Source organism: uncultured Escherichia sp., assembly GCF_948475835.1.
In the GTDB taxonomy this organism is placed as follows: Bacteria; Pseudomonadota; Gammaproteobacteria; order Enterobacterales; family Enterobacteriaceae; genus ECMA0423.
In genome coordinates this window covers 1-19,456 of record NZ_CAOLGM010000090.1, presented here as the reverse complement: position 1 = coordinate 19,456, position 19,456 = coordinate 1, and the positions used below count along the sequence as shown (strand labels likewise).

At 51.3% G+C, this 19,456-nt stretch carries 16 protein-coding genes, 1 tRNA gene and 1 other RNA gene; 8 read left to right on the top strand and 10 right to left on the bottom strand.

Annotated features, from left to right (window positions below):
* Window positions 1–346 (bottom strand): response regulator (locus tag QZF50_RS16595; protein WP_290388921.1); only part of this gene is annotated, 346 nt, incomplete at its 3' end.
* Between the two features lie 91 nt (window positions 347–437).
* A complete protein-coding gene (gene rssA, locus QZF50_RS16590; protein ID WP_001226476.1) occupies window positions 438–1,343 on the bottom strand; it encodes a patatin-like phospholipase RssA in 906 nt (301 codons plus the stop codon).
* Window positions 1,344–1,455: 112 nt separating this feature from the next.
* Between rssA and QZF50_RS16585 the strand changes: the two genes are divergently transcribed.
* The 4 genes from QZF50_RS16585 to QZF50_RS16570 all read left to right on the top strand — a co-directional run bounded on the left by QZF50_RS16585 (window position 1,456) and on the right by QZF50_RS16570 (window position 3,228).
* Window positions 1,456–1,914, top strand: a complete 459-nt coding sequence (locus QZF50_RS16585) for a YchJ family protein (RefSeq protein WP_001307143.1) — start codon at window positions 1,456–1,458, stop codon at window positions 1,912–1,914.
* 49 nt (window positions 1,915–1,963) lie between these two features.
* Window positions 1,964–2,806 (top strand): formyltetrahydrofolate deformylase, encoded by an 843-nt coding sequence (gene purU, locus QZF50_RS16580; protein ID WP_000555849.1) that lies wholly within the window; start codon window positions 1,964–1,966, stop codon window positions 2,804–2,806.
* Window positions 2,807–2,965: 159 nt separating this feature from the next.
* Window positions 2,966–3,050, top strand: a tRNA-Tyr gene (locus tag QZF50_RS16575).
* Between the two features lie 46 nt (window positions 3,051–3,096).
* Window positions 3,097–3,228, top strand: a non-coding RNA gene (locus tag QZF50_RS16570) — RtT sRNA.
* Window positions 3,229–3,411: 183 nt separating this feature from the next.
* Here QZF50_RS16570 and narI read toward each other — a convergent pair.
* The 5 genes from narI to narK form a co-directional block, all read right to left on the bottom strand.
* Window positions 3,412–4,089: a respiratory nitrate reductase subunit gamma gene (narI, locus tag QZF50_RS16565; RefSeq protein WP_001160110.1), complete on the bottom strand. Its 678-nt coding sequence runs from the start codon at window positions 4,087–4,089 to the stop codon at window positions 3,412–3,414.
* Window positions 4,089–4,799, bottom strand: a complete 711-nt coding sequence (narJ, locus tag QZF50_RS16560) for a nitrate reductase molybdenum cofactor assembly chaperone (protein ID WP_000571699.1) — start codon at window positions 4,797–4,799, stop codon at window positions 4,089–4,091. The genes narI and narJ overlap by 1 nt, the downstream gene beginning before the upstream one ends.
* Window positions 4,796–6,334, bottom strand: coding sequence for a nitrate reductase subunit beta (gene narH, locus QZF50_RS16555; RefSeq protein WP_000702660.1), 1,539 nt, complete (start codon window positions 6,332–6,334; stop codon window positions 4,796–4,798). Before narH ends, narJ begins: the two co-directional genes overlap by 4 nt.
* The gene (locus tag QZF50_RS16550) at window positions 6,331–10,074 is read right to left on the bottom strand and encodes a nitrate reductase subunit alpha (protein ID WP_061892262.1); all 3,744 of its coding nucleotides are present in this window, start codon (window positions 10,072–10,074) and stop codon (window positions 6,331–6,333) included. Before QZF50_RS16550 ends, narH begins: the two co-directional genes overlap by 4 nt.
* Window positions 10,075–10,589: 515 nt before the next feature.
* Complete coding sequence (gene narK, locus QZF50_RS16545) at window positions 10,590–11,981, bottom strand: nitrate transporter NarK (RefSeq protein ID WP_000019827.1); 1,392 nt, start codon at window positions 11,979–11,981, stop codon at window positions 10,590–10,592.
* Window positions 11,982–12,319: 338 nt separating this feature from the next.
* On the opposite strand from narK, the gene narX reads away from it, so the two are divergent.
* Complete coding sequence (gene narX, locus QZF50_RS16540) at window positions 12,320–14,116, top strand: nitrate/nitrite two-component system sensor histidine kinase NarX (protein WP_290388920.1); 1,797 nt, start codon at window positions 12,320–12,322, stop codon at window positions 14,114–14,116.
* Window positions 14,109–14,759: a two-component system response regulator NarL gene (gene narL / locus QZF50_RS16535; RefSeq protein WP_000070491.1), complete on the top strand. Its 651-nt coding sequence runs from the start codon at window positions 14,109–14,111 to the stop codon at window positions 14,757–14,759. The genes narX and narL overlap by 8 nt, the downstream gene beginning before the upstream one ends.
* Here narL and ychO read toward each other — a convergent pair whose 3' ends face one another.
* Window positions 14,760–16,154, bottom strand: a complete 1,395-nt coding sequence (ychO, locus tag QZF50_RS16530; RefSeq protein WP_000086213.1) for an inverse autotransporter invasin YchO — start codon at window positions 16,152–16,154, stop codon at window positions 14,760–14,762.
* 184 nt (window positions 16,155–16,338) lie between these two features.
* On the opposite strand from ychO, the gene ychN reads away from it, so the two are divergent.
* Entirely contained in the window at window positions 16,339–16,692 is a 354-nt protein-coding gene (gene ychN / locus QZF50_RS16525) for a DsrE/F sulfur relay family protein YchN (RefSeq protein WP_001169669.1), read from the top strand.
* A gap of 43 nt (window positions 16,693–16,735) precedes the next feature.
* On the opposite strand, the gene chaC is transcribed toward ychN, so the two are convergent.
* Together chaC and chaB are read right to left on the bottom strand one after the other, a co-directional pair.
* The gene (chaC, locus tag QZF50_RS16520; RefSeq protein ID WP_001471473.1) at window positions 16,736–17,431 is read right to left on the bottom strand and encodes a glutathione-specific gamma-glutamylcyclotransferase; all 696 of its coding nucleotides are present in this window, start codon (window positions 17,429–17,431) and stop codon (window positions 16,736–16,738) included.
* Window positions 17,432–17,588: 157 nt separating this feature from the next.
* Window positions 17,589–17,819 carry a putative cation transport regulator ChaB gene (gene chaB, locus QZF50_RS16515; RefSeq protein WP_001146442.1) on the bottom strand — a complete coding sequence of 77 codons (231 nt, stop codon included), beginning with the start codon at window positions 17,817–17,819 and terminating at the stop codon, window positions 17,589–17,591.
* A gap of 269 nt (window positions 17,820–18,088) precedes the next feature.
* On the opposite strand from chaB, the gene chaA reads away from it, so the two are divergent.
* Entirely contained in the window at window positions 18,089–19,189 is a 1,101-nt protein-coding gene (chaA, locus tag QZF50_RS16510) for a sodium-potassium/proton antiporter ChaA (protein ID WP_001295620.1), read from the top strand.
* Window positions 19,190–19,456: the final 267 nt, after the last annotated feature.

The window sequence follows — 19,456 nt, the reverse complement described above, 5'->3', positions numbered from 1 at the left end:
AGCGATTCAGATCTTTAACTGGTTTCAGCAAAACATCTTCAACGCCCAGACGTAACGCTTTGGCAATATCTGCCATATTTTCAGTGGCAGATATCACCAGAACTGGGGTCTGGTCGCCTCTGTTACGTATATGCTCCAGCAGTTTAAGCCCGTTCATTCGTGGCATCGCGATATCACATATCATCAGGTCTGGAGTGAAACCTCCCAGCAACTCAAGGGCATCCACCCCATCAGCCGCCAGTACCGTTGTCGCTCCCAATGAGGAAAACCATGAATCCAGAAGCGAGCGAAATACCTGCTCATCTTCAACAATGAGAATCTGTTTTCCGACCAATGGCTGCGTCATGTTCTCTCCCCTGACTGGCTTTACTCAATAGTGGCATGCTATTGCCACCTGCGCCTGTCAGAATTAACTTAAGTGTAGATAAAAATTCTGGTCAAATGTTGGTGCGTACCAACGGCAAAAGTTCGTCCATTTTCTTTTCCACTGCCAGCTGTCCGGCCGCAATGGCAGCGTGCGCGCGATGGAAATCAAGCGTAGATATTTGCGGGCAAACAGGTTGAATCAGAATATCGGGCGGATCACCTGCCATGCGGTTCCTTTTAAGGCGGTTCTCCAGCACCTGGATAGAAGTGGTCATAATCTCTGTTGCCGTTGGTGCTGTCACCGCCCGACGTGTCGTTATGCTGCCTAACCTTTCTTTCAGACGCGCATGCCACGGCAGAGAATCACCATTCTCGCTATTTTCTTCACTGACATTAAAGGAGAGCAAATCTTGTTGCATCAAATGAGCATCGTGCTGCAGGTCAACCGCTATCACAATATCAGCCCCCAATGCACGCGTGAGGGAAATAGGAATTGGGTTAACGACTGCTCCATCAACCAGCCAGTAGCCGTTATGTGCAACAGGTGCCATGAGTCCTGGAATACTGCATGATGCGCGAATAGCAAGATGGAGATCGCCTTCAGTAAACCATAATTCACGTCCCGTACTTAAATTGGTGGCAACAGCCGCAAAGCGACGGGAACAATTTTCGATCTCTGTTTCCGGCATTATTTCGCGGTATTGATTGAAGACACGCTCGCCGCGCAGTAACCCACCGCGCTGCCAGGAGAGATCCATCAGGCGTAAAACATCCCAATAACTGAAAGAGGTCACCCAATCTTCCAGCGCAGATAATCGATCGCATGCATAGGCAGCGCCCACCAGCGAACCAATTGAACATCCTGCAACGATATCAATTTCAATACCCACTTTTTTTAGCGCATTAATAACGCCAATATGCGACCAACCTCTCGCCGCGCCAGATCCCAGCGCCAGCCCTATTTTTATCTTTCTCATTATTCCCGCAAGATTCCCCTGGAATGCAATCGTAGCCACATCGCTACTGCTCGGTTAACATAGTGCTACTCAGGCGGTTAATACGCCGTTATTGTTTCCAGGGAGATTATTTGTGTCTCAGCTTTGTCCCTGTGGTAGTGCTGTCGAGTATAGCCTATGTTGCCACCCTTATGTGTCTGGTGAAAAGGTTGCACCTGATCCAGAACATCTCATGCGTTCGCGTTACTGCGCTTTTGTGATGCAAGACGCAGATTATTTAATAAAGACCTGGCATCCCTCTTGTGGAGCAGCGGCGTTACGTGCCGAATTGATGGCCGGATTTGCGCATACTGAATGGTTGGGATTGACCGTATTTGAACATTGTTGGCAGGACGCCGACAATATCGGATTTGTCAGTTTTGTTGCTCGATTTACCGAAGGTGGTAAAACAGGTGCAATAATTGAACGTTCGCGATTTTTGAAAGAAAACGGTCAATGGTACTATATTGACGGTACACGTCCGCAGTTTGGTCGCAACGATCCCTGCCCTTGTGGTTCAGGTAAAAAATTTAAAAAGTGCTGCGGCCAATAATGGTTGACGGTACGGTTTAGCAAACACTCTCAACAAGGTTTTTCCAGCAATGCATTCACTCCAACGTAAAGTTCTGCGTACTATTTGTCCGGACCAAAAAGGTCTGATCGCACGTATTACCAATATTTGCTACAAGCACGAGTTAAATATCGTACAGAACAATGAATTTGTTGATCACCGTACCGGGCGCTTTTTTATGCGCACGGAACTGGAAGGGATTTTTAATGATTCCACCCTGCTGGCGGATCTCGATAGCGCATTGCCAGAAGGCTCCGTGCGTGAGCTGAATCCTGCCGGTCGTCGCCGGATAGTGATTCTGGTCACTAAAGAAGCGCATTGCCTTGGCGATTTGTTGATGAAAGCCAATTACGGCGGCCTGGATGTCGAAATCGCGGCAGTTATTGGTAACCACGATACTTTACGTTCTCTGGTTGAGCGTTTTGATATTCCGTTTGAGCTGGTAAGCCATGAAGGGTTAAGCCGCAACGAGCACGATCAAAAGATGGCGGACGCCATTGATGCTTATCAACCTGACTATGTGGTGCTGGCGAAGTATATGCGGGTATTAACGCCGGAATTTGTGGCACGCTTCCCGAATAAAATCATCAATATTCACCATTCATTCCTGCCTGCGTTTATCGGCGCACGTCCTTATCACCAGGCCTATGAACGTGGTGTGAAGATTATTGGCGCAACCGCTCACTATGTGAATGACAATCTGGACGAAGGCCCAATCATCATGCAGGACGTTATTCATGTCGATCATACCTACACAGCTGAAGATATGATGCGCGCAGGTCGTGACGTCGAGAAAAACGTCTTAAGTCGTGCACTATACAAAGTACTGGCACAGCGCGTCTTTGTTTACGGTAATCGGACGATTATTCTTTAATCGCCAGCAAAAATAACTGGTTACCTTTAATCCGTTACGGATGAAAATTACGCAACCAGTTCATTTTTCTCAACGTAACACTTTACAGCGGCGCGTCATTTGATATGATGCGCCCCGCTTCCCGATAAGGGAGCAGGCCAGTAAAAAGCATTACCCCGTGGTGGGGTTCCCGAGCGGCCAAAGGGAGCAGACTGTAAATCTGCCGTCATCGACTTCGAAGGTTCGAATCCTTCCCCCACCACCATCACTTTCAAAAGTCCGTGAACTCTCAAACGAATCCGCGATTAAATATTCTGCCCATGCGGGGAAGGATGAGAAGCCTCGACCAAGGTTCGACTCGAGCGCCAGCGAGAGAGCGTTGCCGCAGGCAACGACCCGAAGGGCGAAGCGCGCAGCGTTGAGTAATCCTTCCCCCACCACCATCACTTCCTTAAATAATCAAAACCTGTTACTCCGAGCTAATTTTGCCCGATGGCACCACGTTTACCGGGCCTACAATATCCTCCCCTGTAGGTCGGATAAGCGAAGCGCATCCGACAACTCACCCCGCACCGTGCCCATAAAAAAACCCCGCCGAAGCAGGGTCTATGTGAACTAAAATTCGCTTAGTGACGAGCGCGCACCAGCTGGTACTTACGTGTCAGATACTCCACCGGTACGCTCCAGATGTGTACCAGACGCGAGAACGGGAACAGCAGGAATAACGTCATCCCCAGCACCAGGTGCAGACGGAAGATAAACGCCACACCATCGAGGTGTTGAGAAGCGCCACCGTGGAAGGTCACCACCGACTGCGCCCAGCCAACCAGTTTCATCATCTCGCTACCGTCCATATGCTGAGCGGAGAACGGAATGGTCAACAGGCCCAGCGCGCACTGGATAACGAGCAGCGACAGGATCAGGATATCCGCTCCGGTAGTGGTTGCACGCACGCGTGGGCTGAACAGACGACGCTTCAGCAACAGCACGCCGCCAATCAGACACAGCACGCCGCTGGCACCACCAGCAAACATCGCCATTTTCTGTTTCACTTCAATCGGCAGCCAGGCTTCATACATCCAGTGCGGCGTCAGCATACCGAAGAAGTGACCAACAAAAATCCCCAGAATACCGATATGGAACAGGTTCGACGCCAGGTTCATCCCTTTGCGATCCAGCATCTGGCTGGACGCCGCGCGCCAGGTGTACTGCCCGTAGTCATAACGCAGCCAGCTACCAATCAGGAAGACCGCCCCGGCTATGTACGGGTAGATATCAAAGAAGAACATATTCAGGAATTGCATTAGTGCTGTCCTCCGGTGGTGATATTCAGATATTGCGGCGCGACGGCACCGGCAAAGCGACGCTGATGAGCAGTGATTGCTGAATCACCGCAGCCTTTGTCAGCAAAGAATTTAACCTGCTCTTCTTCCCAGACAGCATCCAGCGCCTGCGGCGTATCATCGCGCGCTTCGTCGGCAATTTTTTCCGCCACTTTGTCGCTGTCGATAGCGGTATTGGCCAATTTCAGCAGCAGATCAAACATCACGGCATAACGGCTTTCACGCTGTTGCAGACGCGCGCTCAGCAATGCCAGAATCGGCGCGATATCTTTCAAACCTTCCACGGCTTCGCTTTGCGGCAGCTGCGACAGGTACTCCAGATACAGCGGCAGATGGTCCGGTAATTCGCGGCTGTTTAACTGCAAGCCGTGCTGCTCGTACTGCGCCAGCAGGTCCACCATCGCCTGGCCGCGGTCACGGGATTCACCGTGAACATGTTCAAATAGCAACAGTGACGTGGCGCGGCCACGGTCGAACAGTTCGCTGTACTGGGCCTGGGCATCGAGCGGATCCATCGCCGTTAAATCGCGCAGGAAAATGCCCAGCGCATGGGCATCTTCTTTCGACAGATTTTTCGACGCAGCAATCGCCTCAAACATCTCTTGTTGATGCTGCCATAAGGCAGCATCCGGATATTCAAGGAGACGCGATACAATCACGAGTTCGATCATGGATGCGGCTCCGTTTTGCTGGTCACATCGATGGCATCGATACGACGGCTGTTGAACAGATTGAATTTGGTATCTGAACCGTGGCAGCCATCACCAAAGGTAAAGCCGCAGCCATTTTTCTCCGGGAAGGCTTCCCGTGCCAGTTCACGATGACTACTCGGCACCACAAAGCGATCTTCGTAGTTAGCAATCGCCAGATAACGGTACATCTCCTGTGCCTGGGCTTCGGTCAGACCGACCTCTTCCAGCGCACGGGTATCAACTTTACCGTCAACGGTTTCAGCACGTTTGTAATGACGCATCGCCAGCATACGTTTCAGTGCGCGCAGTACCGGTTTGGTATCACCGGCGGTCAGCAGATTCGCCAGATACTGTACCGGAATACGCAAGCTTTCGACGTCTGGCAGAATGCCGTTGCTACCCAGCTCACCCGCGTCTGCCGCAGACTGAATCGGAGACAGAGGCGGCACGTACCAGACCATCGGCAGTGTGCGATATTCTGGATGCAGCGGCAGCGCCAGTTTCCATTCCATTGCCATTTTATAAACCGGCGACTGCTGTGCGGCTTCAATAACGCTCAGCGGAATACCGTCTTTAATCGCCTGCTCGATGACTTTCGGATCGTTCGGATCGAGGAACACCTCCAGCTGACGCTGGTAAAGATCTTTCTCGTTCTCGGTGCTGGCTGCACGTTCAATCGCGTCGGCATCGTACAGCAGCACGCCAAGATAACGGATACGACCGACACAGGTTTCTGAGCACACGGTCGGCTGACCCGCTTCAATACGCGGATAGCAGAAGATGCACTTCTCAGACTTACCGCTCTTCCAGTTGAAGTAGATTTTTTTGTACGGGCATCCGGTGATGCACATACGCCAGCCACGGCATTTATCCTGGTCGATCAGGACGATGCCATCTTCTTCACGCTTGTAAATCGCACCGCTCGGGCAGGTCGCCACACATGCCGGGTTCAGGCAGTGTTCGCACAGGCGCGGCAAATACATCATAAAGGTGTTTTCGAACTGGCTATACATCGCCTTCTGGATGTTGTCGAAGTTCTTGTCTTTCGCCAGTTTGTCAAACTCACCACCCAGGTCATCTTCCCAGTTCGGCCCTTTTTCGATTTTCGCCATCCGTTCCCCGGTAATCAGCGAACGCGGACGGGCAATCGGCTGCGATTTGCTGCCTTCCGGCGCGGTATGCAGGTTCTGATAGTCAAAATCGAACGGCTCGTAATAATCGTCGATCCCCGGCAGATGCGGGTTAGCGAAGATTTTACCCAGCAACATGGCACGGTTACCCATGCGCGGCTGCAGTTTGCCGTTGATTTTACGGATCCAGCCGCCTTTGTATTTTTCCTGGTTTTCCCAGTCAGTCGGGAAGCCCTGACCCGGCTTGGTTTCCACGTTGTTGAACCACGCGTATTCCACGCCTTCACGGCTGGTCCAGACGTTTTTACAGGTAACTGAACAGGTGTGGCAGCCGATGCACTTATCGAGATTCAGCACCATGCCGACTTGTGAACGAATTTTCATTTTACGCTCTCCTGTACCTGGTCATTGCCTTCGCCATCTAACCAGTCAATGTTCTTCATCTTACGCACTACAACAAACTCATCGCGGTTAGAACCTACGGTGCCGTAGTAGTTAAAGCCGTATGCCAGATGGGCATAGCCGCCGATCATATGCGTCGGTTTCGGCGTGATACGGGTGACCGAGTTATGGATACCACCACGCTGTTGGGTAATTTCCGAACCAGGCAGGTTAACGATACGTTCCTGCGCGTGGTACATCATGGTCATCCCTGCCGGAACACGCTGGCTGACAACAGCACGGGCAGTCAGAGCACCGTTGCTGTTGAATACTTCAATCCAGTCGTTATCGGCGATACCCAGATCTTTGGCATCGGCTTCACTCAACCAGACCACCGGACCACCGCGACCTAAAGTCAGCATCAGCAGGTTGTCGCTGTAGGTGGAGTGGATACCCCACTTCTGGTGCGGCGTCAGGAAGTTGAGCGCTTTTTCCGGGTTGCCGTTGGATTTCTGGCCTATCACTTCTTTCACCGAACGGGTGTCGATCGGCGGACGATAAACCAGCAGGCTTTCACCGAAATCACGCATCCACTGGTGATCCTGATACAGTTGCTGACGACCAGAGAGCGTACGCCATGGGATCAGCTCGTGAACGTTGGTGTAACCGGCGTTGTAAGAAACGTGTTCATCTTCCAGACCAGACCAGGTCGGGCTGGAGATAATTTTGCGCGGCTGTGCCTGAATATCGCGGAAGCGGATCTTCTCGTCTTCTTTATTCAGCGCCAGATGCGTATGGTCACGACCGGTAAATTCGCTCAGGGCAGCCCAGGCTTTCACGGCTACCTGACCGTTGGTTTCCGGTGCCAGTGTCAGGATCATCTCTGCCGCATCAATTGCGGTGTTCAGCATCGGCTGGCCTTTCGCCGGACCTTCCGCTTTGGTGTAGTTGAGCTTACGCAGCAGATCCATCTCGCTCTGGGTGTTCCAGGCAATCCCTTTACCGCCATTACCGATTTTCTCCATCAGCGGGCCGATAGAGGTAAAGCGTTCGTAAGTCGCCGGATAATCGCGCTCTACGACCATAATGTGTGGCGCGGTTTTACCTGGGATCAGGTCGCACTCGCCTTTTTTCCAGTCTTTCACATCCAGCGGCTGCGCCAGTTCAGCGGCAGAGTCATGCTGGATAGGCAGCGTGACGATGTCGGTTTCTTTACCCAGATGGCCGACGCACACTTCGGAGAATTTCTTCGCGATGGCTTTGTAGATTTCCCAGTCGCTTTTCGCTTCCCAGGCCGGATCGACCGCCGCAGACAGCGGGTGAATAAACGGATGCATATCCGAAGTATTCATGTCGTCTTTTTCGTACCAGGTCGCCGTCGGCAAAATGATGTCGGAATAGAGACAGGTGCTCGACAGACGGAAGTCCAGCGTAACCACCAGATCCAGCTTGCCTTCCAGACCATTGTCCTGCCAGTCCACTTCTTCCGGCTTCACGCCGCCCTGTTGCCCCAGATCTTTACCCTGGATACCGTGCTCCGTCCCCAGCAGGTACTTGAGCATAAACTCATGACCTTTACCGGAAGAACCGAGCAGGTTAGAACGCCAGATGAACAGGTTGCGCGGGTGGTTTTTACCGTTTTCTGGTTGTTCTGCCGCAAAACGGATGGAACCCTCTTTCAGGGATTTCACCGTATAGTCCACCGGATTCATCCCGGCTTTTTCCGCTTCGCCAGCGATAGTCAGCGGGTTAGTGCCTAACTGCGGTGCAGACGGCAGCCAGCCCATGCGTTCCGCACGGACGTTAAAGTCGATCAAGTGTCCGGTATAGCGGGATTTGTCCGCCATCGGTGACAGCAACTCTTCCGCCGTGACGGTTTCATAACGCCACTGGCTGGAGTGGTTATAGAAATAAGAAGTGCTGTTCATGTGACGCGCCGGACGCTGCCAGTCAAGGGCAAACGCCAGCGGCTGCCAGCCGGTTTGCGGACGCAGTTTTTCCTGACCTACATAGTGCGCCCAGCCGCCCCCGCTCTGACCGACACAGCCGCAGAAAATCAGCATGTTGATCAGACCACGATAGTTCATATCGAGGTGATACCAGTGGTTCAGCCCCGCACCGACGATAATCATCGAACGACCGTGCGTTTTATCAGCGTTATCGGCAAATTCACGGGCGATGCGAATAATCTGGCTGCGAGAAACGCCGGTAATCTGCTCGGCCCAGGCCGGGGTATAAGCTTTCACATCGTCATAGCTGGTTGCACAGTTAACGTCGTTCAGGCCACGTTCCAGACCGTAGTTTGCCAGCGTCAGATCATAAACGGTGGTCACCAGGGCGGTGCTGCCATCAGCCAGTTGCAGGCGTTTCACCGGCAGTTTGTGCAGCAGCACGTTTTCCAGTTCCACTTTGTTGAAGTGTTCCGTGCCGTCGCCACCAAAGTACGGGAAGCCTACCTCAGCGATCTCATCCTGGCTACCCAGCAGGCTCAGTTGCAGCTCGGTTTCTTCGCCAGTTTTGCCGTCGTGCTGCTCAAGATTCCATTTGCCCTTCTCGCCCCAGCGGAAGCCAATAGAACCGTTCGGCGCAACCATTTCGCCATTGGTATTAAAGGCGACAGTTTTCCATTCCGGATTGTTTTCCTGGCCCAGCGCATCAACCAGATCAGCAGCGCGCAGCATACGACCTGCAGCGTAGTAACCGTCGCGTTCTTCCAGCATCACCAGCATCGGCATGTCGGTGTAGCGACGCACATAGTCGGTGAAATACTGGCTTGGGTTGTCGAGGTGGAATTCACGCAGCATTACGTGGCCCATCGCCAGCGCCATTGCCGCATCGGTGCCCTGTTTCGGTGCCAGCCACAGATCGCACAGTTTGGCGATTTCAGCGTAGTCTGGTGTGACGGCAACAGTTTTGGTGCCTTTGTAACGCACTTCAGTAAAGAAGTGAGCATCCGGGGTACGCGTCTGCGGCACGTTTGAACCCCAGGCGATGATGTAGCTGGAGTTATACCAGTCAGCAGATTCCGGTACGTCAGTTTGCTCGCCCCAGGTTTGCGGAGACGCAGGAGGCAGGTCGCAGTACCAGTCGTAGAAGCTTAAGCAAGTACCGCCAATCAGCGAGAGATAGCGTGCACCCGATGCGTAAGAAACCATCGACATTGCCGGAATTGGCGAGAAGCCAGCGACACGGTCCGGGCCGTAGTTTTTGATGGTGTAAACGTTAGATGCGGCGATCAGTTCGTTCACTTCCTGCCAGGAAGAACGAACAAAACCACCGCGTCCACGCGCCTGCTTAAAGCTTTTCGCTTTATCGGCGTCTTCAATGATAGAAGCCCATGCCTCAACCGGATCGCTATGCAGCGCCTTCGCTTCACGCCACATTTTCATCAGGCGTTTGCGCATCATCGGGTATTTCAGGCGGTTGGCGCTGTAAAGATACCAGGAGTAGCTGGCACCGCGCGGGCAGCCGCGAGGTTCATGGTTTGGCAGATCCGGACGGGTACGCGGATAGTCAGTCTGCTGGGTTTCCCAGGTGACCAGACCGTTTTTGACGTAGATTTTCCAGCTGCAGGAGCCGGTGCAGTTTACCCCGTGGGTAGAGCGGACGATTTTGTCATGCTGCCAACGCTGGCGATATCCATCCTCCCAGTCACGGTTGGTATTGAGAAGCTGGCCATGCCCATCGGCAAAGGTTTCACCCTTCTGTTTGAAGTAGCGAAACCGGTCCAGGAATTTACTCATCGGTTTTCTCCTGTGGGAGCCTGTCGGCCCTCTGATAAATCGACATTGCTAATGTTTAAGGGCAAGGTAACGCTCTGAAACAGCGTGGGAATTGATAACGATCAAGAGTGATGGGGATGAAAAATAAAGTAAATTCCTAAGATACCCCTTTAGGATAATTAACAGCCACCACATAACAGACTGTAAATTAAGACGTTTTATACCTGTAGTTATTTAAACTATTAAGATTTTTATGCAGATGGGTATTAAGGAGTATTCCCCATGGGTAACATATTAATGGCCCTTAATGAAATCCGGCGAAATAAGCCTTATAATATGAGTATGTTGTAACTAAATGACGCATAAAAAAAGCGCGACATCATGCCGCGCAAAGGATAATCAAATATTTTACTCTATATAATTCGGTTTACAGGAAGGCGGCAAGTGAATGAATCCCAGGAGCTTACTAAAGTAAGTGACTGGGGTGAATGAACGCAGCCGCAGCACATGTAACCCGAAGTATGACGAGTAACGGTTTATTTTTTAGAATGCCGACCATATACCGCCCAGGTAATCACTACGCAGGCGATATAGAAAATCAAAAATACCTTCATTGCGCCGACTGGCGAACCCGTTAATGCCAGCGAGCTACCAAACGCTTTCGGGATAAAGAAGCCACCAATAGCGCCAATCGCAGAGATGAAACCCAGCGCCGCTGCCGTGTCGGTTGCCGCTTCACGCATCGCACGTTCGTCAGAACCCCCTTCTGCTTTCACGCGATCCATTGTCAGTTTACGGAAGATCACTGAAATCATCTGGAAAGTGGAACCACTACCCAGCCCAGCTGTCAGGAACAGCGCCAGGAAGACCGCGAAGAACGCCATGAAGCTTCCGCCCTGCCCGTCAGTCGGTAAGGTCAGGAACAGCAGGCCGCTGAAAATCGCCATCAGAATAAAGTTCACCAGCGTGACACGAGTTCCGCCCAGACGGTCAGATAATGCACCACCTGCAGAACGCGCCAGCGCACCAATAAACGGCCCGAAGAAAGCGTATTGCAGAATCTGAACATCCGGGAACTGCGTTTTTGACAGCATCGCAAAGCCCGCGGAGAAGCCGATGAAGGAGCCGAAGGTTGCCAGATACAGCAGGCTCATAATCCACAGATGACCCCGTTTGAGTACCGGCAACTGCTCCTTGATGGAGGCTTTCGAGGTAGCAAGATCGTTCATGCCAAACCACGCCGCAATAGTGAAGATGGCAAGGAACGGCACCCATATCCAGGACGCATTCGCCAGATACAGCTCAGTCCCATCCGGCTGTTTGACGCCCTGGCTACCAAATACTGCGAAAATCGACAGTGATACCACCAGCGGAGCAACCAACTGCATGACGCTGACGCCCATGTTTCCCAGACCACCATTCAGCCCCAGCGCGCCACCCTGCTTCTGTTTCGGAAAGAAGAAGCTGATGTTTGCCATACTGGATGCGAAGTTCGCGCCAGCAAAGCCGCATAGCAGAGAGATGATGATGAAGACGCTATAAGGCGTGGAAGTATCCTGCACGGCAAAACCCAGCCAGACGCAAGGAATAATCAGAATACCGGTGCTGAACGCCGTCCAGCGACGACCACCGAAGATAGGAACCATAAAGGAGTATGGAACACGTAATAACGCGCCAGAAACCGAAGGCAGCGCAGTCAACATAAATAGCTGATCGGTCGTAAAATTAAAACCGACTTTCGGTAAGTTCACCGCAACAGCGCTGAACAACATCCATACGCAAAACGCCAGCAGCAGACAGGGAACGGAAATCCACAGGTTGCGGCTGGCAATACGTTGACCGCGTTGTTGCCAGAACGCAGGATCTTCCGGTCGCCAATCTGTAATGACAGCTCCAGTAGCCCTTTCGGGGGCGGATGAGTGACTCATAGACACCTCTGATACTCGTTTCGATGTCTGCCACCTTAGTGTCTGTAGCTAAAGGCTATTTGATGTAAATCAAACGATAAGATAACTTTATCTATCATTGATATTTATCATTACCCATAGTGAGTACAGTGATTTCATAAAAATTATGAGATTTTTCACGGTGCTGTAAAATCCCTACCCTTACCGATGTAAAGCGACTAACCACACGGCAAATAAGGAGTAACTCTTTCCGGGTATGGGTATACTTCAGCCAATAGCCGAGAATACTGCCATTCCAGAATGCATCGTCACATTCATTAAGGTTATTGCTCATTTAAAGCCTGAACGAAGAGGTTTACATGCTTAAACGTTCTCTCTCTCCGCTCACCCTGGTTAATCAGGTTGCGCTTATTGTGTTGCTTTCTACTGCTATTGGACTGGCAGGGATGGCGGTTTCTGGCTGGCTGATGCAAGGCGTTCAGGGCAGCGCCCATGCGATCAACAAAGCGGGATCGCTGCGCATGCAAAGTTACCGTCTGTTGGCGGCAGTGCCATTAAGCGAGAAAGACAAGCCCTTAATTAAAGAGATGGAACAAACGGCATTTAGCGCCGAGTTGACTCGAGCAGCAGAACGAGACGGACAACTGGCGCAATTACAGGGTTTACAAGATTACTGGCGTAATGAACTGATCCCTGCGCTGATGCGTGCACAAAACCGAGAAACGGTGTCAGCGGATGTCAGCCAGTTTGTTGCCGGGCTTGATCAGCTGGTATCTGGTTTTGACCGCACCACGGAAATGCGCATCGAGACAGTGGTACTGGTCCATCGGGTAATGGCGGTATTTATGGCACTTTTACTGGTGTTCACTATTATCTGGTTGCGGGCGCGACTGCTACAACCGTGGCGGCAACTGCTGGCAATGGCGAGTGCCGTCAGCCATCGCGATTTTACCCAACGCGCAAACATCAGCGGGCGCAACGAAATGGCGATGCTTGGAACTGCGTTGAACAATATGTCTGCAGAACTGGCCGAAAGTTATGCCGTACTTGAGCAGCGGGTTCAGGAGAAAACCGCCGGGCTGGAGCATAAAAATCAGATCCTCTCATTTTTATGGCAGGCTAACCGCCGTTTGCATTCCCGCGCCCCGCTGTGTGAACGCCTGTCACCGGTACTCAACGGCTTACAGAATTTAACCCTGCTACGTGATATCGAACTGCGGGTTTATGATACTGATGATGAAGAGAATCATCAGGAGTTTACCTGCCAGCCAGATATGACTTGTGATGATAAAGGCTGCCAGCTCTGCCCGCGCGGCGTATTACCCGTTGGCGATCGCGGCACAACCCTGAAGTGGCGGCTGGCTGACTCTCATACGCAGTACGGTATTTTGCTGGCGACCCTGCCGCAGGGGCGTCATCTTAGCCATGATCAACAACAACTGGTGGATACCCTGGTTGAACAACTCACCGCCACGCTGGCGTTGGATCGCCATCAGGAACGTCAGCAACAGTTGATCGTGATGGAAGAGCGTGCCACCATTGCGCGCGAACTGCATGATTCTATTGCCCAATCTCTCTCTTGTATGAAGATGCAGGTGAGTTGTTTACAGATGCAGGGCGATGCGCTGCCAGAAAGCAGCCGCGAACTGTTAAGTCAGATCCGTAACGAACTGAATGCATCCTGGGCGCAGTTGCGTGAATTGCTCACCACATTCCGCTTGCAGCTCACCGAGCCTGGATTACGTCCGGCGCTGGAGGCGAGTTGCGAAGAGTACAGCGCCAAATTTGGCTTCCCGGTGAAGCTGGATTATCAATTGCCGCCTCGTCTGGTGCCTTCGCATCAGGCAATCCACTTGTTGCAAATTGCCCGTGAGGCATTAAGTAACGCCCTCAAACATTCGCAAGCGAGTGAGGTCGTGGTGACGGTGGCGCAAAACGATAATCAGGTCAAACTGACCGTACAGGATAACGGCTGCGGCGTGCCTGAAAATGCCATCCGCAGCAATCACTACGGCATGATAATAATGCGCGACCGTGCGCAAAGTTTACGAGGCGATTGCCGCGTCCGCCGTCGTGAATCAGGTGGCACCGAAGTGGTGGTCACCTTTATTCCCGAAAAAACTTTCACAGACGTCCAAGGAGATACCCATGAGTAATCAGGAACCGGCTACTATCCTGCTGATTGACGATCACCCGATGCTGCGAACTGGCGTAAAACAGCTTATCAGTATGGCACCAGATATCACCGTGGTTGGCGAAGCGAGTAATGGCGAACAGGGTATTGAACTGGCGGAGTCTCTTGATCCCGATCTAATCCTGTTAGATCTCAATATGCCCGGCATGAACGGTCTGGAAACGCTGGATAAACTGCGCGAAAAGTCCCTCTCAGGGCGCATTGTGGTATTCAGCGTCTCTAACCATGAAGAAGATGTGGTCACCGCACTGAAACGCGGCGCGGATGGCTATCTGTTAAAAGATATGGAACCGGAAGATCTGCTGAAAGCATTGCATCAGGCAGCTGCTGGCGAAATGGTATTAAGCGAAGCATTAACGCCTGTTCTGGCCGCCAGCTTGCGTGCTAACCGTGCCACTACTGAGCGCGATGTTAACCAGTTAACCCCACGCGAGCGCGATATTCTCAAGCTGATTGCCCAGGGTTTGCCGAACAAGATGATTGCCCGCCGCCTGGACATCACCGAAAGCACAGTAAAAGTGCACGTCAAGCACATGCTGAAGAAAATGAAGCTCAAGTCTCGCGTGGAAGCAGCGGTATGGGTGCATCAGGAGCGCATTTTCTGATTACGGTTCCCAGCGCAGTTCGTCGTTTGACAATGCATCGAACGGTTCGACAAGCGTTAGCGTGATCTCATTGGAGGAGACACGCTGCCCCTGGTTATCTTCCACCACCACAGACAATCGCCAGTGATTGCTCGCCCTTTCCCCGTTCTGCCAGTCAGGCATGATCAGCGTCCAGCCCTCCGCGCTGTTGGCTTGTGCGCCCGGCGTCAAACTTAATATCTGCGTATCGCCCTGCCAAATCAGTTGCCGAATACCGTAACGACTGCGGATTTGTAATTTCAGCGGCACTGTTTCGCCAGGTTTTAGATCCCACGGCGGTGTCGCCAGAAACACCGTTAACGTTTTTCGCTGTCGGTACTCAAGAGTCGGTAGATTATTTCGCTGCGGATTGTCATAGCGACTACCACGTAACGACTGACTTTCGGCAACCTCACCCGCAGAAAGTTGTTTTTTGAGCGGTACACCAAAGCGGTAATTAAGATTCAGCCCGAGGTTATTTTGATTCTCGCCACTTTCACCCTGTTTATGCTGGGCCGTCACAGTGACTAATGGCACAGGGGTGTAATTTAATCCCAGACTCAACGCGACGGGATTGTGATAACCCGTACCAGAGTTAAACAAATCAACACGATCACCAAAATACTGTTCTACGCTGACACTGGTATTGAGGTGTTGATAGAACGGCATGCGCATCCGGGCTGTCAGGTCATACCCGCGCGCCATCCGTTGTTCCTGCGTGGCTGTCTGTTCATGCCATGCAGCAAACGGCTGATAAAAGTTTGCCGATAGTCGCAAATATTCGCCCCACGCTTCGGCACCAAAGCCCGCTCGCTGAAGATTTTCGTCCAGCAAGTTGTCATAAAAAGTGTTATAACCCACCAGCCAGTTGCCGCGCGCCCAGCGTTGCCCAACGCCCACATTGCTCACCAACCCATCATCCTGCTGAGTAAGACCAAGCTGGCTCCAGGTGAGATAACGATCATTATCTTGTAACGGCACAAACCAGCTTCCACGACTGCCGGTGAAATGTCCTTCGTTATCCACTTTGACGTCAACACTGGCATTTCCCCACGGTGATAGCCAGGACTCTACGTGCTGATTAACCTGTTGACTAAGCGCGTCGCGGACTTTTCCCAATGCGAAAGCTTTTGCCTGCTCGCCAGTATCCAGCCCGTTATCATTCATACTGGTTTCGCCGAAATCTTTCACAATTTCAGCAAAGTGTTTTTCCCCATCATGATTTTCGGGAGCCATGCCTAAATCCGGCAGACCATCATTGTTATTATCAAAGGGATTTGCCGCTTTTTGCTCGAAGGTAGATTGTGCGTTAGCTGTACCGCCTGCTACAAGCAAGAGTAAATAAAACGGGATAATGCGAGGAACGAAACGGCTCAAAACGTCGGTAACTTCCGGTAATAATGAAAAACCATAGCCTTAAAGAATAACGATTACTGGCAACTTTTGTCGTATTTTCTCGCGCTTTCAGGAAAATCCTTAAAAATGTGACCGATTGGTCAGACGCTGCAGAAGCAGTAAGATAGAAGATGAGTGTCTAATTCCCTGAATACAGGAGTAAATAATGCAAAAAATCGTGATCGTTGCCAATGGCGCACCTTACGGGAGCGAATCCTTGTTTAACAGCTTGCGGCTGGCCATTGCGTTACGAGAGCAGGAGAGCAATCTGGATCTGCGTCTGTTCCTCATGTCTGATGCGGTCACAGCCGGGTTGCGCGGGCAAAAACCAGGGGAAGGCTACAACATTCAGCAAATGCTGGAGATCCTTACCGCTCAGAATGTACCGGTGAAATTGTGCAAAACCTGTACCGACGGGCGCGGGATTAGTACACTTCCTCTGATTGATGGGGTGGAAATCGGTACTCTTGTGGAACTGGCGCAATGGACGCTGTCAGCCGATAAAGTGCTCACATTTTAATGTTTGAGGGGGCGTCTGACGCCCCACTATGCGGGAAGTTTACTCAGGCGAATCCCGGACGTAACACACCATCCGGAAAATTCTCCGCCAGCAGTTTTTTTACCGATACCAGCAAATCATTCAGCCCATCGTCCTGCATTCCCAGTTTGATAAGCTCCTGTTCCAGTGAAAACAGGTATTGTGCGTTGGTTCCCAGCGGACCGCTCGCCGCCGCAATCAACGGCGCGATGACCTGAGCGCGAGTATCAGATTCATATTCTGGATGTCGCGGATCCATAATAAACACAATGGGGTTTACTGTGCGTCCATCATCAAGATCAAGCTGACACCAGGTTGGCAGATAACAGCCGGTAATCATCTCTCGCTTCCACAACAAGGTTAGTTCCTGCTCCAGCGTCTCTTCTGGCAGTCGATAGGCGACGCCTGTGGTGCGTCCGCCCTCTTTCAGTGCAAGCATCCGTCCCGGCTGGTGCGCAGTCCCGCGCCCGGCGGTCAGGCGCAGGCAAAATGCGCGATGCCATCCAACCAGTGTACCGGTGCACGATTCGGTAAACTCCAGTGCCGGATTCCACATCAACGATCCATAGCCGAAGATCCACACCGGTTCCTCATCAGGTCGACAAGCCAGCGTCGCCGCCAGCGAAGCCGCCCGTTGTTCTGCTGACCATAAGAGTGATTCTTCAATGGCACCAAATGCCGTTTTACAATCGGCATTCATCAAGAAATCACGCGTTATCACCTTACACCTCCGCCACTGCATACTTCCCTGCGACAACTTTTTGGTGTCTTCCGGACATTTTTACTGCTCATTTTGAAACCACTAACGGGACAATATGCAATCCACGGACCACTTGCAAGGCAACACCGCACGAATAGCTTTAACTAAGCTACCGGTTTTACGATTTTTTATGCCATTTATCATCATCCCCTTTGGCATATTCATGCTTCACAGCAGCCCAGGCCACTTTATGCGCGGTTTCTTCGCGACTGGCGTCATCACGCCGATCGTCTTTATCTTTATATTGATCCCATGCGCTGTTGAACGCTTCTTTATAGATATCCTGGGCATGAGACGGTAGAACGTGCTTTACGCTTTCCGGCAGATCGCTTTTCGTTTTATACGGCATCGTTGACTCCTTTTACAAAGTTGAACATTAAGTGTGGTCAACAATATCTACTCTTGCCAAAACATAAGAATTTTCATGTCAGACTCTTCTTAAGAAACGCTAAAACAAACATTGTCTAAACGTAATACTTATTTTTATGCCCCAATGAGTAAAAAATCGACAGCGGGGTAAAAATTCGTAAAATGTTACCGATATCCAGACACTTTCTGTTATTTTCCCTACCTATTTTTTACATTTTCGATAAATTCATCTGCAAAGGGATAACCATAATGTCAAATGCTCAAGAGGCGGTAAAAACCCGCCACAAGGAGACTTCGCTTATTTTCCCGGTTCTGGCGCTGGTAGTGCTGTTCCTGTGGGGAAGCAGCCAGACACTACCAGTGGTCATTGCCATCAATCTTCTTGCGCTTATTGGTATTTTAAGTAGCGCCTTTAGTGTTGTCCGTCATGCGGACGTATTAGCCCATCGCCTGGGAGAACCTTACGGTTCGCTTATTCTTAGCCTTTCAGTGGTTATTCTTGAAGTCAGTTTGATTTCAGCTTTAATGGCAACCGGCGACGCCGCGCCAACGCTAATGCGTGATACGCTCTATTCAATCATTATGATTGTTACCGGTGGGCTGGTTGGCTTTTCATTATTGTTGGGCGGTCGTAAGTTTGCCACCCAATATATGAATCTGTTTGGTATCAAGCAGTATTTAATTGCGCTGTTCCCCCTGGCGATAATCGTACTGGTATTTCCAATGGCTCTGCCTGCGGCGAATTTTTCAACCGGTCAGGCGTTACTGGTAGCATTAATTTCTGCGGCAATGTATGGCGTATTTTTGCTGATCCAGACCAAAACGCATCAAAGTTTGTTTGTCTACGAGCACGAAGATGACAGTGATGACGACGACCCGCATCACGGTAAACCGTCTGCCCATAGCAGCGTGTGGCATGCTATCTGGTTGATTATCCATCTGATTGCCGTTATTGCAGTCACCAAAATGAATGCCAGCCCGCTGGAGACATTGCTCGACAGCATGAATGCCCCTGTCGCCTTTACTGGCTTCCTGGTGGCTCTGTTGATTCTGTCGCCGGAAGGTTTAGGTGCGTTAAAAGCAGTGTTGAACAACCAGGTCCAGCGCGCGATGAATCTGTTCTTTGGTTCAGTGTTAGCAACCATTTCGCTTACCGTACCTGTCGTCACGCTAATTGCCTTTATGACGGGTAACGAATTACAGTTTGCACTTGGTGCGCCAGAAATGGTGGTGATGGTGGCCTCTTTAGTGCTGTGCCATATCTCCTTCTCCACCGGACGTACTAACGTGCTCAATGGCGCAGCGCATCTGGCACTGTTTGCCGCCTATTTGATGACGATATTTGCCTGACAGTTATATCTCCTCCGATGACGGAAATCGGGGGAGATAAGATAAATTCCTGCTTATTGTATTTCTTCATACTACCTGGACAGCTCGTTAATCAGAATTGCGAGCCTGTACCACAACCTGCACGAAACCACTGCAACAGCTGTTGAAAAGCCGGAATGTACTCTTCATTGCAAACATTTCAGGGATGAAGTGAAGATGAATTGAGACGTAGTATCTACATCAAGCCGGCGTTATCCGGTGAGGCGCAATGTTGCGGGGGCTTTATCC